14 protein-coding genes are annotated in these 17,763 nt (G+C 48.5%); 10 read left to right on the top strand and 4 right to left on the bottom strand.

Annotated elements, in window-relative coordinates:
• The first annotated feature begins 6 nt into the window (after positions 1 to 6).
• Together zipA and ligA are read left to right on the top strand one after the other, a co-directional pair.
• Positions 7 to 1,236: a cell division protein ZipA gene (gene zipA / locus D9T21_RS19895; protein ID WP_123326931.1), complete on the top strand. Its 1,230-nt coding sequence runs from the start codon at positions 7 to 9 to the stop codon at positions 1,234 to 1,236.
• A 68-nt stretch (positions 1,237 to 1,304) separates the two neighbouring features.
• On the top strand, positions 1,305 to 3,338 hold the full coding sequence (gene ligA / locus D9T21_RS19890) for an NAD-dependent DNA ligase LigA (protein WP_123326930.1): 2,034 nt from the start codon (positions 1,305 to 1,307) through the stop codon (positions 3,336 to 3,338).
• 80 nt (positions 3,339 to 3,418) lie between these two features.
• On the opposite strand, the gene D9T21_RS19885 is transcribed toward ligA, so the two are convergent.
• Positions 3,419 to 3,856, bottom strand: coding sequence for a hypothetical protein (locus tag D9T21_RS19885; RefSeq protein ID WP_123326929.1), 438 nt, complete (start codon positions 3,854 to 3,856; stop codon positions 3,419 to 3,421).
• A gap of 870 nt (positions 3,857 to 4,726) precedes the next feature.
• Between D9T21_RS19885 and D9T21_RS19875 the strand changes: the two genes are divergently transcribed.
• A complete protein-coding gene (locus D9T21_RS19875; RefSeq protein WP_164464772.1) occupies positions 4,727 to 7,387 on the top strand; it encodes a M1 family metallopeptidase in 2,661 nt (886 codons plus the stop codon).
• 151 nt (positions 7,388 to 7,538) lie between these two features.
• Here the strand turns inward: D9T21_RS19875 and D9T21_RS19870 are convergent, their stop codons facing one another.
• Positions 7,539 to 8,075 carry a DUF2062 domain-containing protein gene (locus D9T21_RS19870; protein WP_123326926.1) on the bottom strand — a complete coding sequence of 179 codons (537 nt, stop codon included), beginning with the start codon at positions 8,073 to 8,075 and terminating at the stop codon, positions 7,539 to 7,541.
• Positions 8,076 to 8,121: 46 nt separating this feature from the next.
• Here D9T21_RS19870 and D9T21_RS19865 point away from each other — a divergent pair, with 46 nt between their 5' ends.
• The 6 genes from D9T21_RS19865 (at position 8,122) to D9T21_RS19840 (ending at position 15,006) form a co-directional block, all read left to right on the top strand.
• Complete coding sequence (locus D9T21_RS19865; RefSeq protein WP_123326925.1) at positions 8,122 to 10,449, top strand: DNA internalization-related competence protein ComEC/Rec2; 2,328 nt, start codon at positions 8,122 to 8,124, stop codon at positions 10,447 to 10,449.
• A gap of 118 nt (positions 10,450 to 10,567) precedes the next feature.
• Positions 10,568 to 12,310 (top strand): lipid A export permease/ATP-binding protein MsbA, encoded by a 1,743-nt coding sequence (msbA, locus tag D9T21_RS19860; RefSeq protein ID WP_123326924.1) that lies wholly within the window; start codon positions 10,568 to 10,570, stop codon positions 12,308 to 12,310.
• A gap of 2 nt (positions 12,311 to 12,312) precedes the next feature.
• Positions 12,313 to 13,305, top strand: coding sequence for a tetraacyldisaccharide 4'-kinase (lpxK, locus tag D9T21_RS19855; RefSeq protein ID WP_123326923.1), 993 nt, complete (start codon positions 12,313 to 12,315; stop codon positions 13,303 to 13,305).
• A gap of 23 nt (positions 13,306 to 13,328) precedes the next feature.
• Positions 13,329 to 13,535: a Trm112 family protein gene (locus tag D9T21_RS19850; protein ID WP_123326922.1), complete on the top strand. Its 207-nt coding sequence runs from the start codon at positions 13,329 to 13,331 to the stop codon at positions 13,533 to 13,535.
• Positions 13,536 to 13,543: 8 nt separating this feature from the next.
• Complete coding sequence (gene kdsB / locus D9T21_RS19845) at positions 13,544 to 14,302, top strand: 3-deoxy-manno-octulosonate cytidylyltransferase (RefSeq protein ID WP_123326921.1); 759 nt, start codon at positions 13,544 to 13,546, stop codon at positions 14,300 to 14,302.
• 44 nt (positions 14,303 to 14,346) lie between these two features.
• Positions 14,347 to 15,006 carry an SDR family oxidoreductase gene (locus D9T21_RS19840; protein ID WP_123326920.1) on the top strand — a complete coding sequence of 220 codons (660 nt, stop codon included), beginning with the start codon at positions 14,347 to 14,349 and terminating at the stop codon, positions 15,004 to 15,006.
• Positions 15,007 to 15,024: 18 nt separating this feature from the next.
• Here the strand turns inward: D9T21_RS19840 and rimO are convergent, their stop codons facing one another.
• On the bottom strand, positions 15,025 to 16,467 hold the full coding sequence (rimO, locus tag D9T21_RS19835) for a 30S ribosomal protein S12 methylthiotransferase RimO (protein WP_123326919.1): 1,443 nt from the start codon (positions 16,465 to 16,467) through the stop codon (positions 15,025 to 15,027).
• 388 nt (positions 16,468 to 16,855) lie between these two features.
• Between rimO and D9T21_RS19830 the strand changes: the two genes are divergently transcribed.
• On the top strand, positions 16,856 to 17,344 hold the full coding sequence (locus D9T21_RS19830) for a DUF2919 family protein (protein WP_123326918.1): 489 nt from the start codon (positions 16,856 to 16,858) through the stop codon (positions 17,342 to 17,344).
• A gap of 1 nt (position 17,345) precedes the next feature.
• Here D9T21_RS19830 and D9T21_RS19825 read toward each other — a convergent pair whose 3' ends face one another.
• Positions 17,346 to 17,753, bottom strand: coding sequence for a hypothetical protein (locus D9T21_RS19825; protein WP_123326917.1), 408 nt, complete (start codon positions 17,751 to 17,753; stop codon positions 17,346 to 17,348).
• Positions 17,754 to 17,763: the final 10 nt, after the last annotated feature.

Genomic DNA, 17,763 nt, shown 5'->3' with positions numbered 1-17,763 from the left:
AAGTCGATGGAAGAAGAATTACGTTTGTCATTGTTGCTACTGGGTGGGTTCTTTATCCTTGGTGTGCTGGCACATGGCTTATGGAATATCCGCAAAAACAGTCAGGCCAAAAAGCCCCAACGGCGGATTGAGCCGGAGGGCTGGCAGGAAGAAGAGCGTGACGACGAACAAAGCAACCTGAAATCTGCTGACGAGTTTGATGAGTACGGCATTGGCGAAGTGCGGGTGGTTCGTCATTCGACAACCGACGCTGACGAGTCAGAGTACGATGCCGTCAACGTCAAAGAAGAAACCTCAACTGAAACTGAAAAGGACGACACCGTTGAGCCTTCCGCTTCAACTGATAATGACGACACTGATACCACTGAAAGTGAGCCCGCTAACAAGCCTGCTGAAGCACCTAAAGAACAGCTCTATGCTTCGGTAGTGACCAATCCGAAACCACAGTATCAGCACGATAACGTGGTCGAGCTACCGGATTCAGTGCCGGCACCGCCGTCATTCTTGTTAAAGGAAGAGGAAAGTGCTCAGCCTGAGGCAAAACCAGAGTCTGCACCGCATGACGAGCAGGACGACTTTTCTCTGGATACCCAGCCTGCGCCGCCAGAATCCAAAACCGCGGCAGCCGAAGATCAAACTGAAAAAGCGCCGGAAGCAGCGCCTGCTACACCTAAAAAACGTAGCCGCCCGGCCAGCCGCAAGCGCCAGGAACCGCGTTTTGGTGATGAAGATCAGATGCAAATTGATTTTGATGACTCGGTTAAGGCTGCCGAGGCTCAGGCAGCTCAGCCTGCTACCCAGGTTGAGCCGGAAGTGCTGATCCTCAACGTACGGGCTCCGGAAGATGCACCCATCAGTGGTGCGGCGTTACTTCCGATGCTGTTAACCCTGGGCTTTAAGTTTGGCGATCAGGACATTTTCCATCGCCATGTAAATTCTAATGGCAAAGGCCCGGTGCTGTTTAGCTTAGCTAACATGTTCAAACCGGGTAATTTTGATATTGATAACCTGGAAACTTTCACAACACGCGGCGTTTCACTGTTTATGCTATTGCCAATAGAAGGCGACCCGCACCAGGTATTTAATATGATGCATAATGCCGCCCGTAAGATTGCCGATGAGTTTAATGCTCAGGTGCTCGACGGTCGCCGCAGTGTGTTATCCAAACAGGGCTTACAGCAGTACGTTGAAAAGATCCGCGACTTTGAACGCAAACGTATGATAGCCCGTCACTAAGTTTACTATCCTGAATTCGTTGTACTACTGTTAGAAGGCAGTAGTACAACATCAAATGAGCAATTCCCATGAGTGATCAAACCGTCATCGCGCAACTCGAAGCATTGCGCGAGAAAATTAATGACTATAACTATCAGTACTACGTGCTGGATGATCCCAGTGTGCCTGACAGCGAATACGATCGCCAGATTCAGGCATTACAGGCGCTGGAAGCTGAGCATCCTGAGCTTATTACCCCGGATTCACCCAGCCAGAAGGTAGGGGGAGAGCCGCTGGGGGCGTTTGAACAGGTAACCCACGAAGTGCCAATGTTGTCGCTGGATAATGCTTTTGAAGAAGCCGATCTGAAAGCTTTTGAAAAACGCCTGCTCGACCGCCTTAAAGCCGATAATAAGCTGGCCTACAGCTGTGAGCCAAAACTCGACGGACTGGCCGTTTCGATTTTATACGAGAACGGCGTGCTGGTGCGTGCTGCCACCCGCGGAGATGGTCAGGTAGGTGAAAATATCACCGCCAATGTTAGAACTATCGCCAACGTTCCACTGAAATTACGCGGCGCTGACTTACCCGAAAGAATTGAAGTGCGCGGTGAGGTGTTTATGCCTCGCGATGGGTTTGAAAAACTCAACGAAAACCAGCGTAATGCCGGGCTGAAGGTGTTTGCTAATCCGCGTAACGCGGCTGCCGGCAGCTTACGTCAACTGGACTCCCGGATTACCGCTAAACGCCCGTTAATGTTTTATGCATACTCACTGGGTGTTGTGGCACCGGACGATTTCACCTTACCGGACAGTCACCATGAGCGTCTTAGGCAGCTAGCAGAGTGGGGGATCCCCTTATGCCCGGATATCGGCATTACGGAAGGAGCCAGCGGTTGTTTAGCGTACTATGAGCAAATCCTGTCGCGCCGTGATGGCCTTGCTTACGACATCGATGGCGTAGTGTTTAAGGTGGATGATATCGCCTTGCAGCAACAACTGGGATTCGTTGCCCGGGCGCCACGCTGGGCTATTGCACAGAAGTTTCCGGCGCAGGAAGAGATGACCCGCTTACTCGACGTTGAGTTTCAGGTTGGACGCACAGGTGCGATCACGCCTGTTGCCCGCCTTGAACCGGTATTTGTTGGCGGCGTAACGGTATCAAACGCTACCTTACACAATCAGGATGAAGTAGAGCGACTGGGTGTATGTATCGGCGATACAGTGATTATTCGCCGGGCGGGGGATGTTATTCCTCAAGTTGTTTCAGTGGTAGCTGATAAGCGACCGGAAGACGCCCGGGAGATTCGATTTCCGGCTCAGTGCCCGGTGTGTGACTCTCAGGTAGAGAAATTAGCCGATGAAGCCGTGGCTCGCTGCACTGGTGGGTTAATTTGCCCGGCCCAACGCAAGCAGGCATTAAAGCATTTTGCATCACGCAAAGCGCTGGATATAGACGGGCTGGGTGACAAACTGATAGAGCAATTGGTAGACGCCGGGCTATTAAAAACACCAGTGGATATTTTTAACCTGACGTTCCCTGAGTTGATTCAACTGGAGCGGATGGGTGATAAGTCGGCGGCCAATTTATTGCAGGCAATTCACAATGCCAAGCAAACCACATTACCGAAATTTCTGTACGCTTTGGGTATCCGTGAAGTCGGTGAAACTACGGCAGCTAATCTGGCACTGCATTTTCAAACCTTAGAAGCGATCCAAAGCGCGAGCCTGGATGATTTACAGGCAGTGCAGGACGTGGGGATTGTAGTAGCTGAGCACGTGTTCAACTTCTTTAATGAGTCGCACAATACAGAGGTGCTAGAGGGCTTACTGAGTGCAGGATTAAACTGGCCGGAGATTGAAGCGCCGGACGAGGCGGATCTGGTACTCGATGGCAAAACCTGCGTAGTTACCGGCACGCTGAGCCAAATGTCCAGGAATGATGTGAAGGCATTGCTACAGCAGGCGGGCGCCAAGGTGGCAGGCAGTGTATCTGCAAAAACCGACTTCCTGGTGGCCGGCGAAAAAGCCGGATCCAAACTGGCCAAAGCCCAGGAGCTGGATGTGGAAGTGTGGGATGAAGAACGTTTAATGGCGTTTCTGACGGATAACGGTCTGGTATAAATAACATGCCGGACGCCGTCCGGCTGTTCTTTCTGGAACCATCTGAGCTATCTTAAGATCCTAAAACACGCTAAATCAGATTATGGCTCGTCAGGCAGACTATCTTTGTCAGCCACAGGGGTGTATTTGTATTCAGTTAATATCCAAAATCTATTCATATTGGTATAAGTCCACGTCCTGGTTCCATCGGCTCTGGTCTGTGTAACTGTTTGCTTATCACCTGCACCGGCACAGAAATGTATCTCACTCATCACAGTATAAGGTTCGTCAAGGTTGAACTCGTTAGAGCTAATTGCTTCATACATTGCATCAATAAGCTCTGAACTAAGAGTCGGTGGGTCTTCTTCCTTTACCATTTCATCAATGCAAACTGTTTTTGCCAAAGTCGAACTGGAAAATATAATTGTTGAAATCACAAAGAATGATGCATAAGTACCAATTTTGAACACATCAGAAAGCTTTGAATGTACTCGATGGATATTATTCGATAATACAAGATATTTAATAAATCTAAGCATCTTAATAAAAGGTCCCTTTAATTTAATTAGTCCGGCGAGTGACTGTTCCTTTTCTTTTATTTTTTAGTCTCTAAATTACATAGTTGAAATAAATAGTAAGGCAGATAAGAAACATTACTAAAGTTGATGGCAACGAAAGCATAGAGGACTTTGACTCTTTGACTGCTGCCATATGGTTCTCGACAACGTAGCTGTAGGCTGCGTGAACCAGCACCAGACCAATGAGAACAATCCCGAAAATAGTATGATTGAATATGAGGAAAGGGGGATTATCTATAAAACCTATTATTGTGAACAGCAGTAAGGGAAGAATAAAAAAATAAAAAGCAATTCTTTTCGATTTTACTATGAAGTAGTTCAATTTCATTGCCTTATGAACACTAGCGTAATTAGATATTTTATATTTACATTTCATAGCGTAAGCACAGCCTTTTATAAAAGCAAGTGTATTGCGCGACTGTAGCTCCGCTCTGTTATACTTAAAATAGTTAACTAAGTAACAGCATAGAGAGTGCCTGTCCTTTTAAACTCTCCAAAATAATCATGTTAAGGTCACTTTAGTGAGGGAGCACTTTTGTGCTGGCGTCCTATTACCCTGCCGCTCAACTTAATTAGTACTCAAGCTAACATGTCAGTTGGTTACCAGAAAAAATCAACAATGGCGATGGTGTCAACAAGCCTTTTACTGTATTTGCCGTACCCGCTCCATGGTTGGCGTAAAGCTTTTTTTCCGTTAATGCTCAGTTGGTTATTTGGACGTTTGACAAGACAGCTTCTACACTGTTCGAAATAATTATAGCGCGTTGCGATAACAATTTACGCATTACGTAGTGTTCGTTTTATTTTAAGGAATAGATGAAAGGAGATCTTATGCTGAAATCAGGCGTTATTTATATCGTGCTGCTTATATTTTTCAGCGTTAGCACTGTAGCAGCGAGTAATAACATCCCCCCTCCAGCAGGAAAACTGGACGACACCGCCACACCTTTGCACTACCAAATCCACCTGACTATTGACCCGGATGCCGATGATTTTCAGGGTAAAACCCAGATCACTGTGAAACTCAATCGCGATACCGATATGCTTTGGTTACATGGCAAAGACCTTGATGTTACCTCTGTTTCATTGACTACGGCAGGTGGCGAAAAAATACCTGTCTCCTACGAGCAAGTATTGGACTCAGGTGTGGCAAAAGTCACTTTTCCACAGACTTTGCAGTCAGGGGAGGTTACTCTAAGTTTCGTCTACACGGCAGAATATTCACCCCGTGGGGCGTTGTTTAAAATGCTCGGCAATGAACAAAATTACATAGTGTCACAGTTTCAGACGATTCTTGCCCGGGAAGTATTCCCCGGGTTCGACGAACCTCGTTTTAAATCGACGTATCAGGTAAACCTCACTACTCCCAAAGAATTAGCCGCGATTACTAACACCCCATTAGCGACCACCACTCGTGTCGACGAGGAATGGGTCAACCATGATTTTAAACAGTCTTTGCCAATGCCGACTTATCTTCTGGCGTTTATGGTCGGCCCGTTCGACATTGCAGATTACGGTACGTTACCCGTCAATAATATACGTGAGCGCCCTTTACCTCTACGAGCATTGGTTACCAAGGGCAAGAGGGCGAATGTGCAATATGCATTGGATAACACACAAGCCATACTTGATTGGTTAGAAGACTATTTTGGTTCGCAATACCCTTACCAAAAACTTGATTTGATTGCTCCTCCGGGTAGTTTAGGCTTCGCTATGGAAAACCCGGGTGCAGTACTGTATGACCAGTATCTGTTACTGCTGGATGAAAACTCTCCTGCGGAACAAAAACGTGCTTATACTCTGGTGCATAGTCATGAGTTAGCGCATATGTGGTTTGGCAACCTTGTTACACCAGAATGGTGGGATGATTTATGGTTGAACGAAAGCTTTGCAACTTGGATGGCCTACAAAGCCTCGCACGCATACTGGCCCGCGGGAGAGTTCGACCGCGGCATCACCAAAATGGCCTTACGTGCAATGAACAACGATGCACTGTCAGATACACAGAGTGTTAAGCAACCGGTCTCTCGCAATGAAGATATTGCTTACGCACTTGATGGTGAGATCACTTATGCGAAAGGCGCTGCAATTCTTACTATGATGGAGCGCTATATTGGTGCTGAGCAGTTTCAAAAAGGGATCAGACATCATATGCAACGATTTGCACACGGTGGCGCACATTCCGATGATTTTATTGCTTCACTCGCCAGCGTCAGCAATCAGAATGATTTAACAAGCATTTTTAATGACTTTATCCGTTTGCCCGGAGTTCCCCTCATTTCGGCCTCTCTGGATTGCTCAGAAGAAGGTAAGCCCAAGGTCCAGTTACATCAGTCGCGCTACGCTGCAATTGGCACTAAGTTTACTGATAAACAACAATGGACCGTTCCGGTTTGCGTAGCACATGGAAGCGGTGAAACCTGTCATGTAATGAAGCAAACAAAAGAACGTGTACCGCTAAAAACTAATCGGTGCCCAGCATTTATTCACCCGAATGCTCAAAGCGGTTACTATCGGTTTAGCTTGAATCAAGACGATTGGCAACACTTGATTCGTCATGGTAAGGCTCTTCCTTCTGAGCAGGCTTTAACCATGCTAGATAGTCTCGATGCAGGTCTACGCGCAGGGCATATCGATGCCAATATTTGGCTTGAAGGAATGCTAACTATGGCCAGGCACCCAGCCTGGGACGTCATTGCTCACACCAAACGTAAGTTTGAGGGCCTGGCCAATTCAGCATTGAGCGGCGATGCATTAGACACAGCTGCAGCCATAAGCCGAGCAATCTTTACTCCAATCTATGACCGAGTTAACCAGCAAACATCAGTGGGTGCTCAAATTCTTAGTAGCGAGTTGCAGAGCCATCTGCTTGAGTTTGCAAAGCTGCCAGAAATGCGTGCCCCATTGCGCGAGCAAGCGCAAGCATTCGTGGGAATTGATGGTGTCCCAGACTTTACGGCAATTCCTGCTGCGCAGCGCGCCACCGCATTGACTGTTGCGGTTAGAGATCTCGGCGAATCCTTTTTCACCGTACTTGAACAACGTTTCGCTGAAAGTGATGATCCTGCGCTCAGTGTTGCGATGATCCGTGGCCTATCCAGAACTACAGATCCTGAGTTAGGTCGCCGATTATTAGAAAGGAGCATTGGCGGGATCTATGATGACTACGCGCCAGATATCCTACGGGAGCAACTATCCCAAGCAGAAACTCAGGACAGTACCTTCCGGTGGCTCAAAAATAATACGCAGCGTATATTAGATCGAATACCCGATAATTTACGTGGCGCTGCATTTCCACCGCTAGCCGGTGAACTCTGTTCAATGAATAAAGCCGATGACTGGGAGAAGTTTATTGTTTCCAGGGCTGAGCAACTACCTGGTTATGAGCGCTCATTAGGTCAAACACTAGAAAAGATACGCCGTTGTGCGCGACTTAAAGACGCGGTGAGTGGTCCGCTGTCGATGGCGATACAAGAAGCCATTGCAATCTAATCAACGGCTACACATAAATAAGTAATTACACAAAACAAAACCGCCCAATGTAATCATTGGGCGTTTCTCATCGTTTTACTGAGTTAGTATTACCAGCGTAATCGCCAGGCTTTAATTGACCAGTGCACCATAGAAGGTTTCGAAAGCACGTTCAGTGCTGGTTTTGCTGTGCCTGACGACGTTTTTCTTTTCTCAACTGCCAGGCTTTGCGAACCGAGAAGCGCCATAGCCAGTTCAGCGTATAGTAGCCGGTTAAACCAAATACCACCGAACAGATCCCACAGCCAAGTAAGAAAGACGGCCCGATGGTCGACAACGAGCTGACAACCCAGTCCCAGGTGGGCTCAAAATGAAAAGCCTCAGACTTGGTCCCAAGGACAGTAGAGCCTACTAAATAGGCGCCGTAGAATATAGGAGGCATGGTAAAGGGATTAGTGATCCAGACTGTCGCTATAGACAATGGCAGGTTCACCCGGCAGGGGATTGCGGTGGCTGCCGATAACCACATTTGAAAAGGCACCGGCCAGAACGCAAAGAACAATCCGATACCGAAAGCACCGGAAGCGGATTTCCGGTTCAGATGCCATAAATTGGGCTCATGAAGAATGCTGCCAAAGATTTTTAAGGCCCGATTTTCCTTTATCGAATGCGGATCAGGCAAATAGCGTTTTATAAACTTCTTCGGCATAAATCTAACAATCTTTTCTCAAACAGAGTCACTGGTGAATACAAGCATGCTAACAACTGCGGCGACAGCATTTAGCGGCGCAGTGATTTCAGGTCGCTGGTGGTCAGAACTGCCCCACAGCGGGTTGCCGTTTGTGCTGGCATTTATTTCACTATCAACCACGGCGTTACTCATAGCTGGGTATTGTAACGCAAAACGATGGCAAAAACCGTTACGCTTTGCCTGGGTTGTGCTGGCTGCTGCAACTGCCGGCCTTTTTGTGGCAACGAGTGTAGGGCAATCATACCTCAAGTGGCAACAGCTTGGTGGTGAAATTCAACAAGATGTCATAATTGAGGGACGAGTTGTTGGTTATCAGCGTTTTGCCGACTACGACAGACTAATCCTGACCGATAATATCGTGGATCAGCATGTCTGGGAAAAGCAGTGGGTGATCCAGCTACACTACTACAGGCCGCAGGCAACTTTTACTACTGGCCAGCATATCCGCGCCGCTGCCAGAATCAAACCGGCCCGGGCCATTGCCAATCCAACTGGCTTTGATATGCAGCGCTGGTATGTGAGTCAACGAATAGTCAAAACCGGCTACGTGCGCGGTCATCGCATTGCACTTATTGAGCCTGATACATCTACCCGTAATCGCTTAAAGTCCAGACTAACCTCATTACAACTGCCGGGCGAGAAATGGCTGCTGGCTTTATTATTCGGTGAGCGCCAGGAATTTACAAAATCAGACTGGCAGTTGTTACAGCAAACGGGAACTGCCCATCTGTTTGCTATCTCTGGCTTGCACCTGATGATTGTGGCAGGCGCAATCCTTTTTGTTTTCAGAAGCTTTATTGCGGCGTCTGCCTGGTTAACCTTTTCCTTACCGAAAAGTCTGTATCTAACGGCTTTTATTTTGGTACTGGCTACCTGTGGCTTTTATGCCTATCTGGCTGACTGGCAAACCGCCGTTTTGCGAGCTTACTGTGCACTACTGATCATCGCTGTGCTGCATTTGCTTAAACTCCGTTTGTCGAGGCTAACTCTGGTGTTATCAACATTGTCTGTGAGCATTTTGCTCGACCCTATGGCAGTTTACGGCACGGCTCTGTATCTGAGTGTGGGGGCGGTGGCCATAATCATCTGGTTTCACTGGTGGTGGGAAAAGTCATCCCGCGGTGCTCATTGGATTAGGGGAGTGGTGCTGTTACAGGTCATGCTGAGTGTGCTTATGGCACCGCTAGTGGGCGCGCTGCTGGGGCAGGTTAGTTTGATTTCGCCGTTGATTAATTTACTGATCGTACCGGCGATGTCATTGCTGGTGATCCCTTTGTGTCTGCTGGGATTGTTAATGCTCATCGTTTTGCCGGTTGATCATCTCATCACTTCCTGGGTTTTGTATGGTTGCGGCAAGGTGCTCGAATGGCTGATGCAGCAGCTTGACCTGGTGGCTAGTTTTGTTGGTGACTATGCGGCTTTTCCGGTATTCATTTCTACCTGGTTGATGGCCAGTGTGATAGCGCTGTTACTTATTTTAGCCCCGCCTTTTAAAGGGCGATTGCTTTTGTTGATCGTTACGCTCTTGGCTTGTTCTGGCGGATACCTGCCGGTAGCAAGGAAGACGGAAGACTGGCATGTCCATGTGTTTGATGTGGGGCAGGGCAATGCCACACTTATTAGCCGCAACAGCAAGGCTATTTTGTTTGATACCGGCGCGTCCTTTGCCTCAGGGTTCAATTTTGTAGAGACTGTTATCCACCCCTTTCTGCAGATCCGCGGCTTGCAACTCCAACGGGTATTTATCAGCCATTTCGATAATGACCATGCCGGTGGGTTAGACTTTATTCGCAAAACGTATCCTGAGCTTGCCGTTGTCACCCCAAAAGATAACTGCCATGCAGGTGGTAAATGGCAGTGGCAGGGCTTAAACATGCAGGCTTTGTGGCCCCTACCTGATTCTAAAGAGGGCTGGTCTGATAACGATGGCTCCTGTGTGATTAAAATATCGGATGGCCGCTTCAGCATGTTACTGCCGGGCGATATTGAGCAGAAGGCGGAGCTCGCGCTGTTGAGCTTACCTGAAGTCAGTCAGGAGCTGACGTCAAACATCGTACTGGCGCCGCATCATGGCAGTAAAACCTCATCATCTATTGCCTTTATCGAACAGGTAAAGCCGCAATTTGTGGTGTTTTCTCAGGGCTGGCTTAATCGCTGGGGCTTTCCTCATCAGCAGGTTGTTGAACGTTACCGGAATGTGGGTAGTCAGGCATTGTTTGTTAGTGAGAGCGGTCATTTGCGCTTTGACATTACCGGCAACGGAATCAGTACTTATGCTTATCGGGAAAGTCAGCACAGCCGCTGGTATCATAAAACGTTTGTAAAGCAGTAAACTGCCCATAAATAAAGACATTCCGTGCAAACGGTTTTGACAACGTGAATCGATTATTTTGGTGTGTCATGAGTATAGCAGGTACAATGGCGCCGATTTTTATAGTAAACAGTGAACTATGCAACAGAATGACACTCAAGCATTGCCGGTAAAACGGTTTTTTAGCTACCTGAAAGCCTACAAACTTGCCTTTATTGTGGCATTTATCGGCATGGTGGGTTACTCGGCACTCGATACCTTTGTGATTTCGCAGGTTCAGCCTGTTATAGACCGGTCGCTGAACAACCAGGATTACGGTTATTTGCGTATGGCTGCCTACCTGGTGGTACCGGTTTTTATTCTGCGCGGCATATTTAACTTTATGGGCAGTTACGCACTGAGCTGGATTGGGGCTCAGGTGGTAATGACCATGCGTCAGCAACTGTTCAGTAAGTATATTCATCTGCCGGTCAGCTTTCACGACCAGCAGGCCAAAGGTAATCTGATTTCTAAAGTCATTTACGATACCGACCAGGTGGCCCGTGCGGCGGGTAAATCACTGGCGATTCTGGTTCGTGAAGGCGCTCTGGTGATAGGGATCCTGGCCTGGATGTTTTATCTCTCCTGGCAGTTATCACTGGTATTTTTGTTTGTCGGGCCTGTGGTAGCAGTTATCGTCACTTTTGTTACCAAACGCTTCCGCACGGTTAGCCGCAATATCCAAAAGTCTATGGGCAACCTTACCAGTGCGGTTGAGCAGGTGGTTAAAGGCCATAAAGTGGTTTTAATGTTTGGTGGTCAGCAAAAAGAACAGGACCGCTTTGCTAAAAAGAATAACACCAATCGCCAGCAGACCATGAAGCTGGCCGTTACGCAAACCCTGAGTGTGTCGAGCATTCAGGTTATCGCTTCTGTTGCCCTGGCGGTGGTGCTGTATATTGCCAGTACGCCGGGTATGCTGGCCGAGCTCACCGCAGGTACCTTTGTTACCATCGTATTTTATATGGTGATGCTGCTTAAACCGCTAAAGCAGCTGACTACGGTTAACAGCGAGTTTCAAAAAGGCATGGCAGCTTGCCAGAGCATCTTTGCCGTGCTGGATGAGCAAATTGAAAAAGATATCGGTGTGCTTGATGCCAACGAAGTAAAAGGCAACATCCGCTTTAACAACGTAACATTTACTTATCCGGGTAAGCACACTCCTGCGATCGATAACATGAATCTCGATGCCCCCGCCGGCACCAGTATTGCGCTGGTGGGCCGTTCTGGTAGCGGTAAGTCAACCATGTCGAACTTACTCACCCGTTTCTATTTGCCCGAGCAAGGGCAGATCACTCTTGATAACACCGATATCAACGAGTTTAAGCTCACTGAACTACGCAAAAATATCGCGCTGGTATCCCAGCAGGTCACCTTGTTTAACGATACCATCGCTAATAATATTGCGTATGGCGTGGCTGGAAACGTCTCCCGTGAGGCCGTTGAAAAGGCGGCTAAACTGGCTCATGTAATGGAATTTGCAGAGTTGCTCGAAGATGGTCTTGATACCATGATTGGTGAGGATGGCTCTGCATTGTCTGGCGGACAGCGCCAGCGCGTGGCCATCGCCAGAGCATTGTTGTTGGATGCGCCGGTGTTAATTCTCGATGAGGCAACTTCGGCGCTGGATACCGAATCAGAACGGATGATCCAGGATGCCCTGGTAACACTGCAACAGGATCGAACCAGCATTATTATTGCCCACCGGTTATCCACTATCGAAAATGCCGACCAGATCCTGGTGATCGACCAGGGTAAGATTATTGAGCAGGGCAAGCATCAGGACTTACTCAACAAGGGCGGTGCTTATGCGCAGTTACATGCGCTGCAGTTTGGGGAGTAGCAATGTCGGCGCTTAACCGCATGTGGTATGAAGGGCGTTGGTATCAATGGTTGTTGTTGCCCTTTACGCTACTGTTTTTTCTGTTATCAGCGTTACGTCGATTACTGTTTCGGCTGGGCGTCAAAAAGACCGTAACACTGCCGGTGCCGGTTATAGTGGTAGGCAATCTTTCAGTCGGCGGTAACGGCAAAACACCATTGGTAGTGGCGCTTTGCGAGAGGCTTCAACAGGCCGGCTACAAAGTTGGTGTGGTAAGTCGTGGGTACGGTGCTAAAACCTCCGAGTTTCCTCATCAGGTTAGCGCAAACGATTCAGCACCCATGGTTGGTGACGAACCTCTATTGATAGCACGGCGCACAGGTGTGCCGGTGGTTATCGATCCCAACCGCCCCCGTGCAGCACAGCAACTGCTAGAACAAGGCTGTACAGTGATCATCAGTGACGATGGCTTGCAACATTACGCGCTGGGCCGGGATGTTGAGTGTGTGGTGGCTGACAGACGTTTGTTTGGTAACCGGCAGTTGCTACCGATGGGGCCGTTACGTGAAGGTCTCTGGCGACTTAAGACCATTGATTTCTTAATATTAAATCAGTCTGGTGAGGCGCTTGAGTTACCAAAGGTCAGCAATATGCCGACACCATTTCAAATGTCTTTGCAGCCCGGCAAACTGATTAATGTATTGCACCCCCAGTTACAGCGAGACCTTGTGGAGCTGGAACAGGAATCGCATATTACCGCCATGGCGGGCATTGGCGATCCGAGACGTTTCTTTAACCAGTTAAAAGAGATGGGCGTAAGGCTTGATCATTGCGTTGCGCTGGCCGATCATCATGCTATCGGTAAACAGGATATTGCAGACGGCTGTGTGATTATGACCGAAAAAGACGCAGTGAAGGCGGTGGCGCACGCCCATGATAACTGTTGGTACCAGCCGGTGGATGCGGTGCTGGCCGAAGATTTTTATACTCAGCTCATTCAGCGTATTGCACGCTGAACAAAAATAACAAAGGAAACACCATGGCATTTGATAAAAAGTTGCTGGAAATAATAGCCTGCCCAGTGTGCAAAGGAAAATTAATGTACACAGAGAGCAATAATGAGCCTGGTCTGGTATGTCGTTATGACCGTCTGGTTTACCCGATTAACGATGGTATTCCGGTATTACTGGAAGAGAAAGCCACGGCGATTTCTCTTGAAGAACTCGAAGCACTGAAAAAAGGATAATCTTGCCCATGGATTTTACGGTTGTCATTCCCGCCCGCTATCAGTCCAGCCGCTTTCCTGGTAAACCGCTGGCGAATATTCAGGGCAAGCCCATGGTTCAACATGTGGTTGACAGGGCTAATGAGGCAGGCGCCAGCAAGGTCATTGTCGCTACTGATGATGAACGCATTGCCAGTGTAGCCGCGCAGTTTGCTACCGTGGTGATGACCGCAACTACGCATACATCCGGCACCGAGCGTATTGCCGAAGTTATCCAGACTCAGCAGATTGCCGATGACACCATTATTGTTAACGTGCAGGGCGATGAGCCGTTTGTACCTGCCGATAATATTCGTCAGGTAGCGGCCAATCTGGCAGCCAATCCTGCTATGCAAATGGCAACGCTTTGCACACCAATTGCTCACGAAGATGATGTATTTAATCCCAACATCGTAAAAGTGGTCTTTTCGGCATCGGGTAAAGCGCTGTATTTTTCCCGCTCAGTGCTACCTTTTGCCCGCGATACCATGATGCAGCTACCGGTGAGCGCAGATCCCGGCTTGTATTATCGCCATATTGGTTTGTATGCTTATAGCGCAAGCTATGTTAATCAGTACGTAAGCTATAAGCCCTCTGCCTTAGAACAAATTGAGTCGCTCGAACAGTTAAGGGCCTTATGGTATGACGATGCTATCCATATAGAGGAAGCGCTGTCGGAGCCGCCGGTAGGTATAGATACACCGGATGATTTGACTAACTTGCTGGCCAGTCTGGCCGCGGATAACTAGGTACTAAGAGCTTATAGCTAGCGTAACGCGCATAAGGAGTCATCATGAATGTTGTTATTACCGGTGCCAATCGCGGCATCGGCCTTGCCTTGGTGAAGCAGTATCTGGCTGGTGGCCACTCGGTTTATGCCCTGTGCCGTAACAGCTCAGATGCGCTGAATGCTACCGGCGCTGAAGTAATCAGTGGTGTGGATGTGGGTGTGCCAGAAAGTTTACCGCAAGCGCTGGCACCGTTAGATGACGTAGATATTGATATTCTGATCAACAATGCTGGTGTGCTGGCTAATGAAGCCATTACTGACTGGCAGCCCAATACCATTGATTATCAGTTCAGAGTGAATGCTATGGGTCCGTTACTGGTTACCCAGTGTTTGTTAAAACAGCTTTCATCAGGTAGTAAGGTGGCCCTTATTACCAGCCGAATGGGCTCAATGGCCGATAATGGTTCTGGCGGTTACTACGGTTATCGGATGAGCAAGGCGGCGCTTAACGCAGCAGGCGTTTCCCTGGCTAATGATCTCAAAGCCGACGGTATTGCCGTAGGCCTGTTTCATCCTGGATTTGTGCAAACCGAGATGGTGGGAGGTAATGGAGATGTCGACGCCGACACCGCCGCGGCCAGCCTGGTTGCCCGAATTGGCGAACTGACCCTGGCTAATGCCGGGCGATTTATTCACGCTAAAGGTGATGAGCTACCCTGGTAACAGGGTTACCGAGGCGGATTACTCCGCCTCATCTTCTGTTTCGTCCTGTTCTTCAGACATTACGGCCCACATGTCATGCTCATCGGTATGGATGACTTCAGCCCAGACGTGCTGGCCGGGTTTAACATCATAAACCCCATTTAAGTGCACCACACCATCTACTTCCGGAGCATCAGCATAACAACGACCAACCGCGCCTTCAGCATCCACAGAGTCGATGACTACCTGATATTCCTGACCAATTCGCTGTTTCAGGCGCTCAGCGCTAATTTCACCCTGCACGGCCATAAAGCGCGCCAGACGCTCTTGTTTAACGTCTTCATCCACCGGGTCGGGCAGATCGTTAGCCACAGCGCCCTCAACCGGTGAGTAAGCAAAACAACCGACCCGGTCGAGCTGAGCTTCACGCATAAAGTCGAGTAATTCCTCAAACTCTTCTTCTGTTTCGCCCGGAAAACCAACGATAAACGTAGAGCGAATAATCAGCTGAGGACAGGCTTCACGCCATTGCTTGATTCGTTCCAGCGTGCGTTCTGAACTGCCCGGGCGCTTCATTAATTTGAGGATGCGTTTGTTGGCATGTTGGAAGGGGATATCCAGATAGGGCAGGATCTTACCTTCGTTCATCAGCGGGATAAGGTTGTCTACATGAGGGTAGGGATAAACATAGTGCAGTCTTACCCACATACCCATTTCGCCAAGCTTTTCACATAATTGTTGCAGGTGAGTTTTCACCGGCATACCGTTCCAGAACCCGGTGCGATGCTTCATATCCACGCCATAGGCACTGGTGTCCTGCGAAATCACCAGTAATTCGTTAACGCCGGCATTTTTTAAGCGCTGGGCTTCATCGAGAATTTCGCCAATAGGGCGGCTCACCAGATCGCCGCGCATTGATGGAATAATGCAGAAGGTGCAGCGATGGTTACAGCCTTCGGAAATCTTAAGGTAGGCAAAATGACGAGGCGTGAGTTTAATACCGTGATCCGGAATAAGGTGTTCAAACGGATTATGCTGAGGCTTGGGCAGGTGATCATGCACCTGATTAACCACTTCCTCATAGGCATGAGGGCCTGTTATCGCCAGTACATTGGGGTGTACTTCACGAATTTCATCTTCTTTAATGCCTAAGCAGCCGGTCACAATCACTTTGCCGTTTTCAGCCAGGGCTTCGCCAATGGTGTCCAGTGATTCCTGCACCGCTGCGTCAATAAATCCACAGGTATTCACGATAACCAGCGCGGCATCATTATAGGTAGGTACTACCTCGTACCCTTCTGTGCGAAGCTGAGTAAGAATTCGTTCTGAATCCACCAGGTTTTTCGGGCAGCCGAGGCTCACAAAACCGATTTTTGCTTTCGCAGTATCAGAGCTATTTGTCATTTCTGATTGCTGCTTTAACACCGCTTTAGGTCCTTCCAGTGTGGTGGTTTGTTTCGGGTCAAATTTTTCAACGGTCATAGTGAACTCTGATGGTGTGCGACGGCAGTTTCAAAAGGGCGCAGATTATACCCAAAAAGATTGTTAAGTTCACCCGGCGCCGTAGACGAATAACAAAAATTACCGGTGATTCGGATAACAATTGGCGTTACAACAGGGTTAGATTAAGGACATTCCGCCAATTAGTTAAATCCAAGGCTTAAATGCGAAAACCATGGGGCGGAGAAAAGCGGTTTGTTGAACCCGGCAATATTCATTCTTGCCCGCGATGCGGCTGTGTTAAACTGGCGCAAATGCCAGCCCGGGGATCTGCAAATGCAATCTGCCCGCGGTATAGTCAGGTTTGCTGTTACCCGCTGAAAGCCCAGGTATTAACGGCCAGTCATTTTTCTGAATTTTTAAGTAGTTTATGATCCCCTTACCACTCAAACATTACGACGAAGCCGGTACGGTACTGCCGCCTCGATGGTTTTACTGGATGTTGGCAATAGCCTGTCGCGATCTGCTGCTGGTGGCGGCGTTTACCGCTATTCCGGCTGAGTCTGACAGGCTCTATCGTATTTTCTTTCCGCACAGCGACGTTTTATGGTTGCAAATTGCGGTGACATTACCTTTTCTGCTGGTGATCGTACTGATGAGCTTCAGGGAACATTTGTGGAAGCGAGGGTATACAGGCTGGCGTTTACTGATAAAGCCACTTTGTACCCTTGGAAGTTTGTGTCAGTTGTTGCTGATTGGCAGCTTTCTGGAGCGCGCCGGCTGGCAGTTTAATGGTTATCTTGGTGCGGTAGCGTTGCTGATGATTGCGTTGATGTATATGGTTAACCGCAGCCACCATCTGGCCATCATGTTACATGACTGGCGTCAACCGCCAGCCAGGGAGCAGGCAGAAGAATAAATTACTGAGTGTTATTTGCCAGTGCCTGATCAAAGTAGGCCTTAACACTTACCTGGCTGTCATTAACCAGTCGCTCATAACAGATTCCGGCAAAGGCGTAAGAATACTCACCAACATCCAGTACCACATAAGGCGCGGTTTTATCTGACTCGTCATAACGCCAACTGCCGCCAATCAGGCTGCGCATTACTTCACCAATGTAAGCACCGTAAATATTACACAGCGTGAATACCGCGTTATCTTCCAGGGCCTGATCCTTAAAGCGGTCGATAAACGCCAGCAGCAGACTATCTATTAATTCGATGCTTTCAGCGCTGTAGTCTAACTCAATGTTAAACATATCCCGACTGGTACCTACAGCGTCTTTTGCGCTGTCTGCCATCAGTTGTTCTAGTTCGTGTTGTTGCATAATGGCTCTC

The organism is Marisediminitalea oceani, assembly GCF_003731635.1.
Lineage (GTDB): Bacteria > Pseudomonadota > Gammaproteobacteria > Enterobacterales > Alteromonadaceae > Alteromonas > Alteromonas oceani.
Note: the sequence above shows the minus strand (reverse complement) of the source record. Positions and strands in the feature narration are given on the sequence as shown.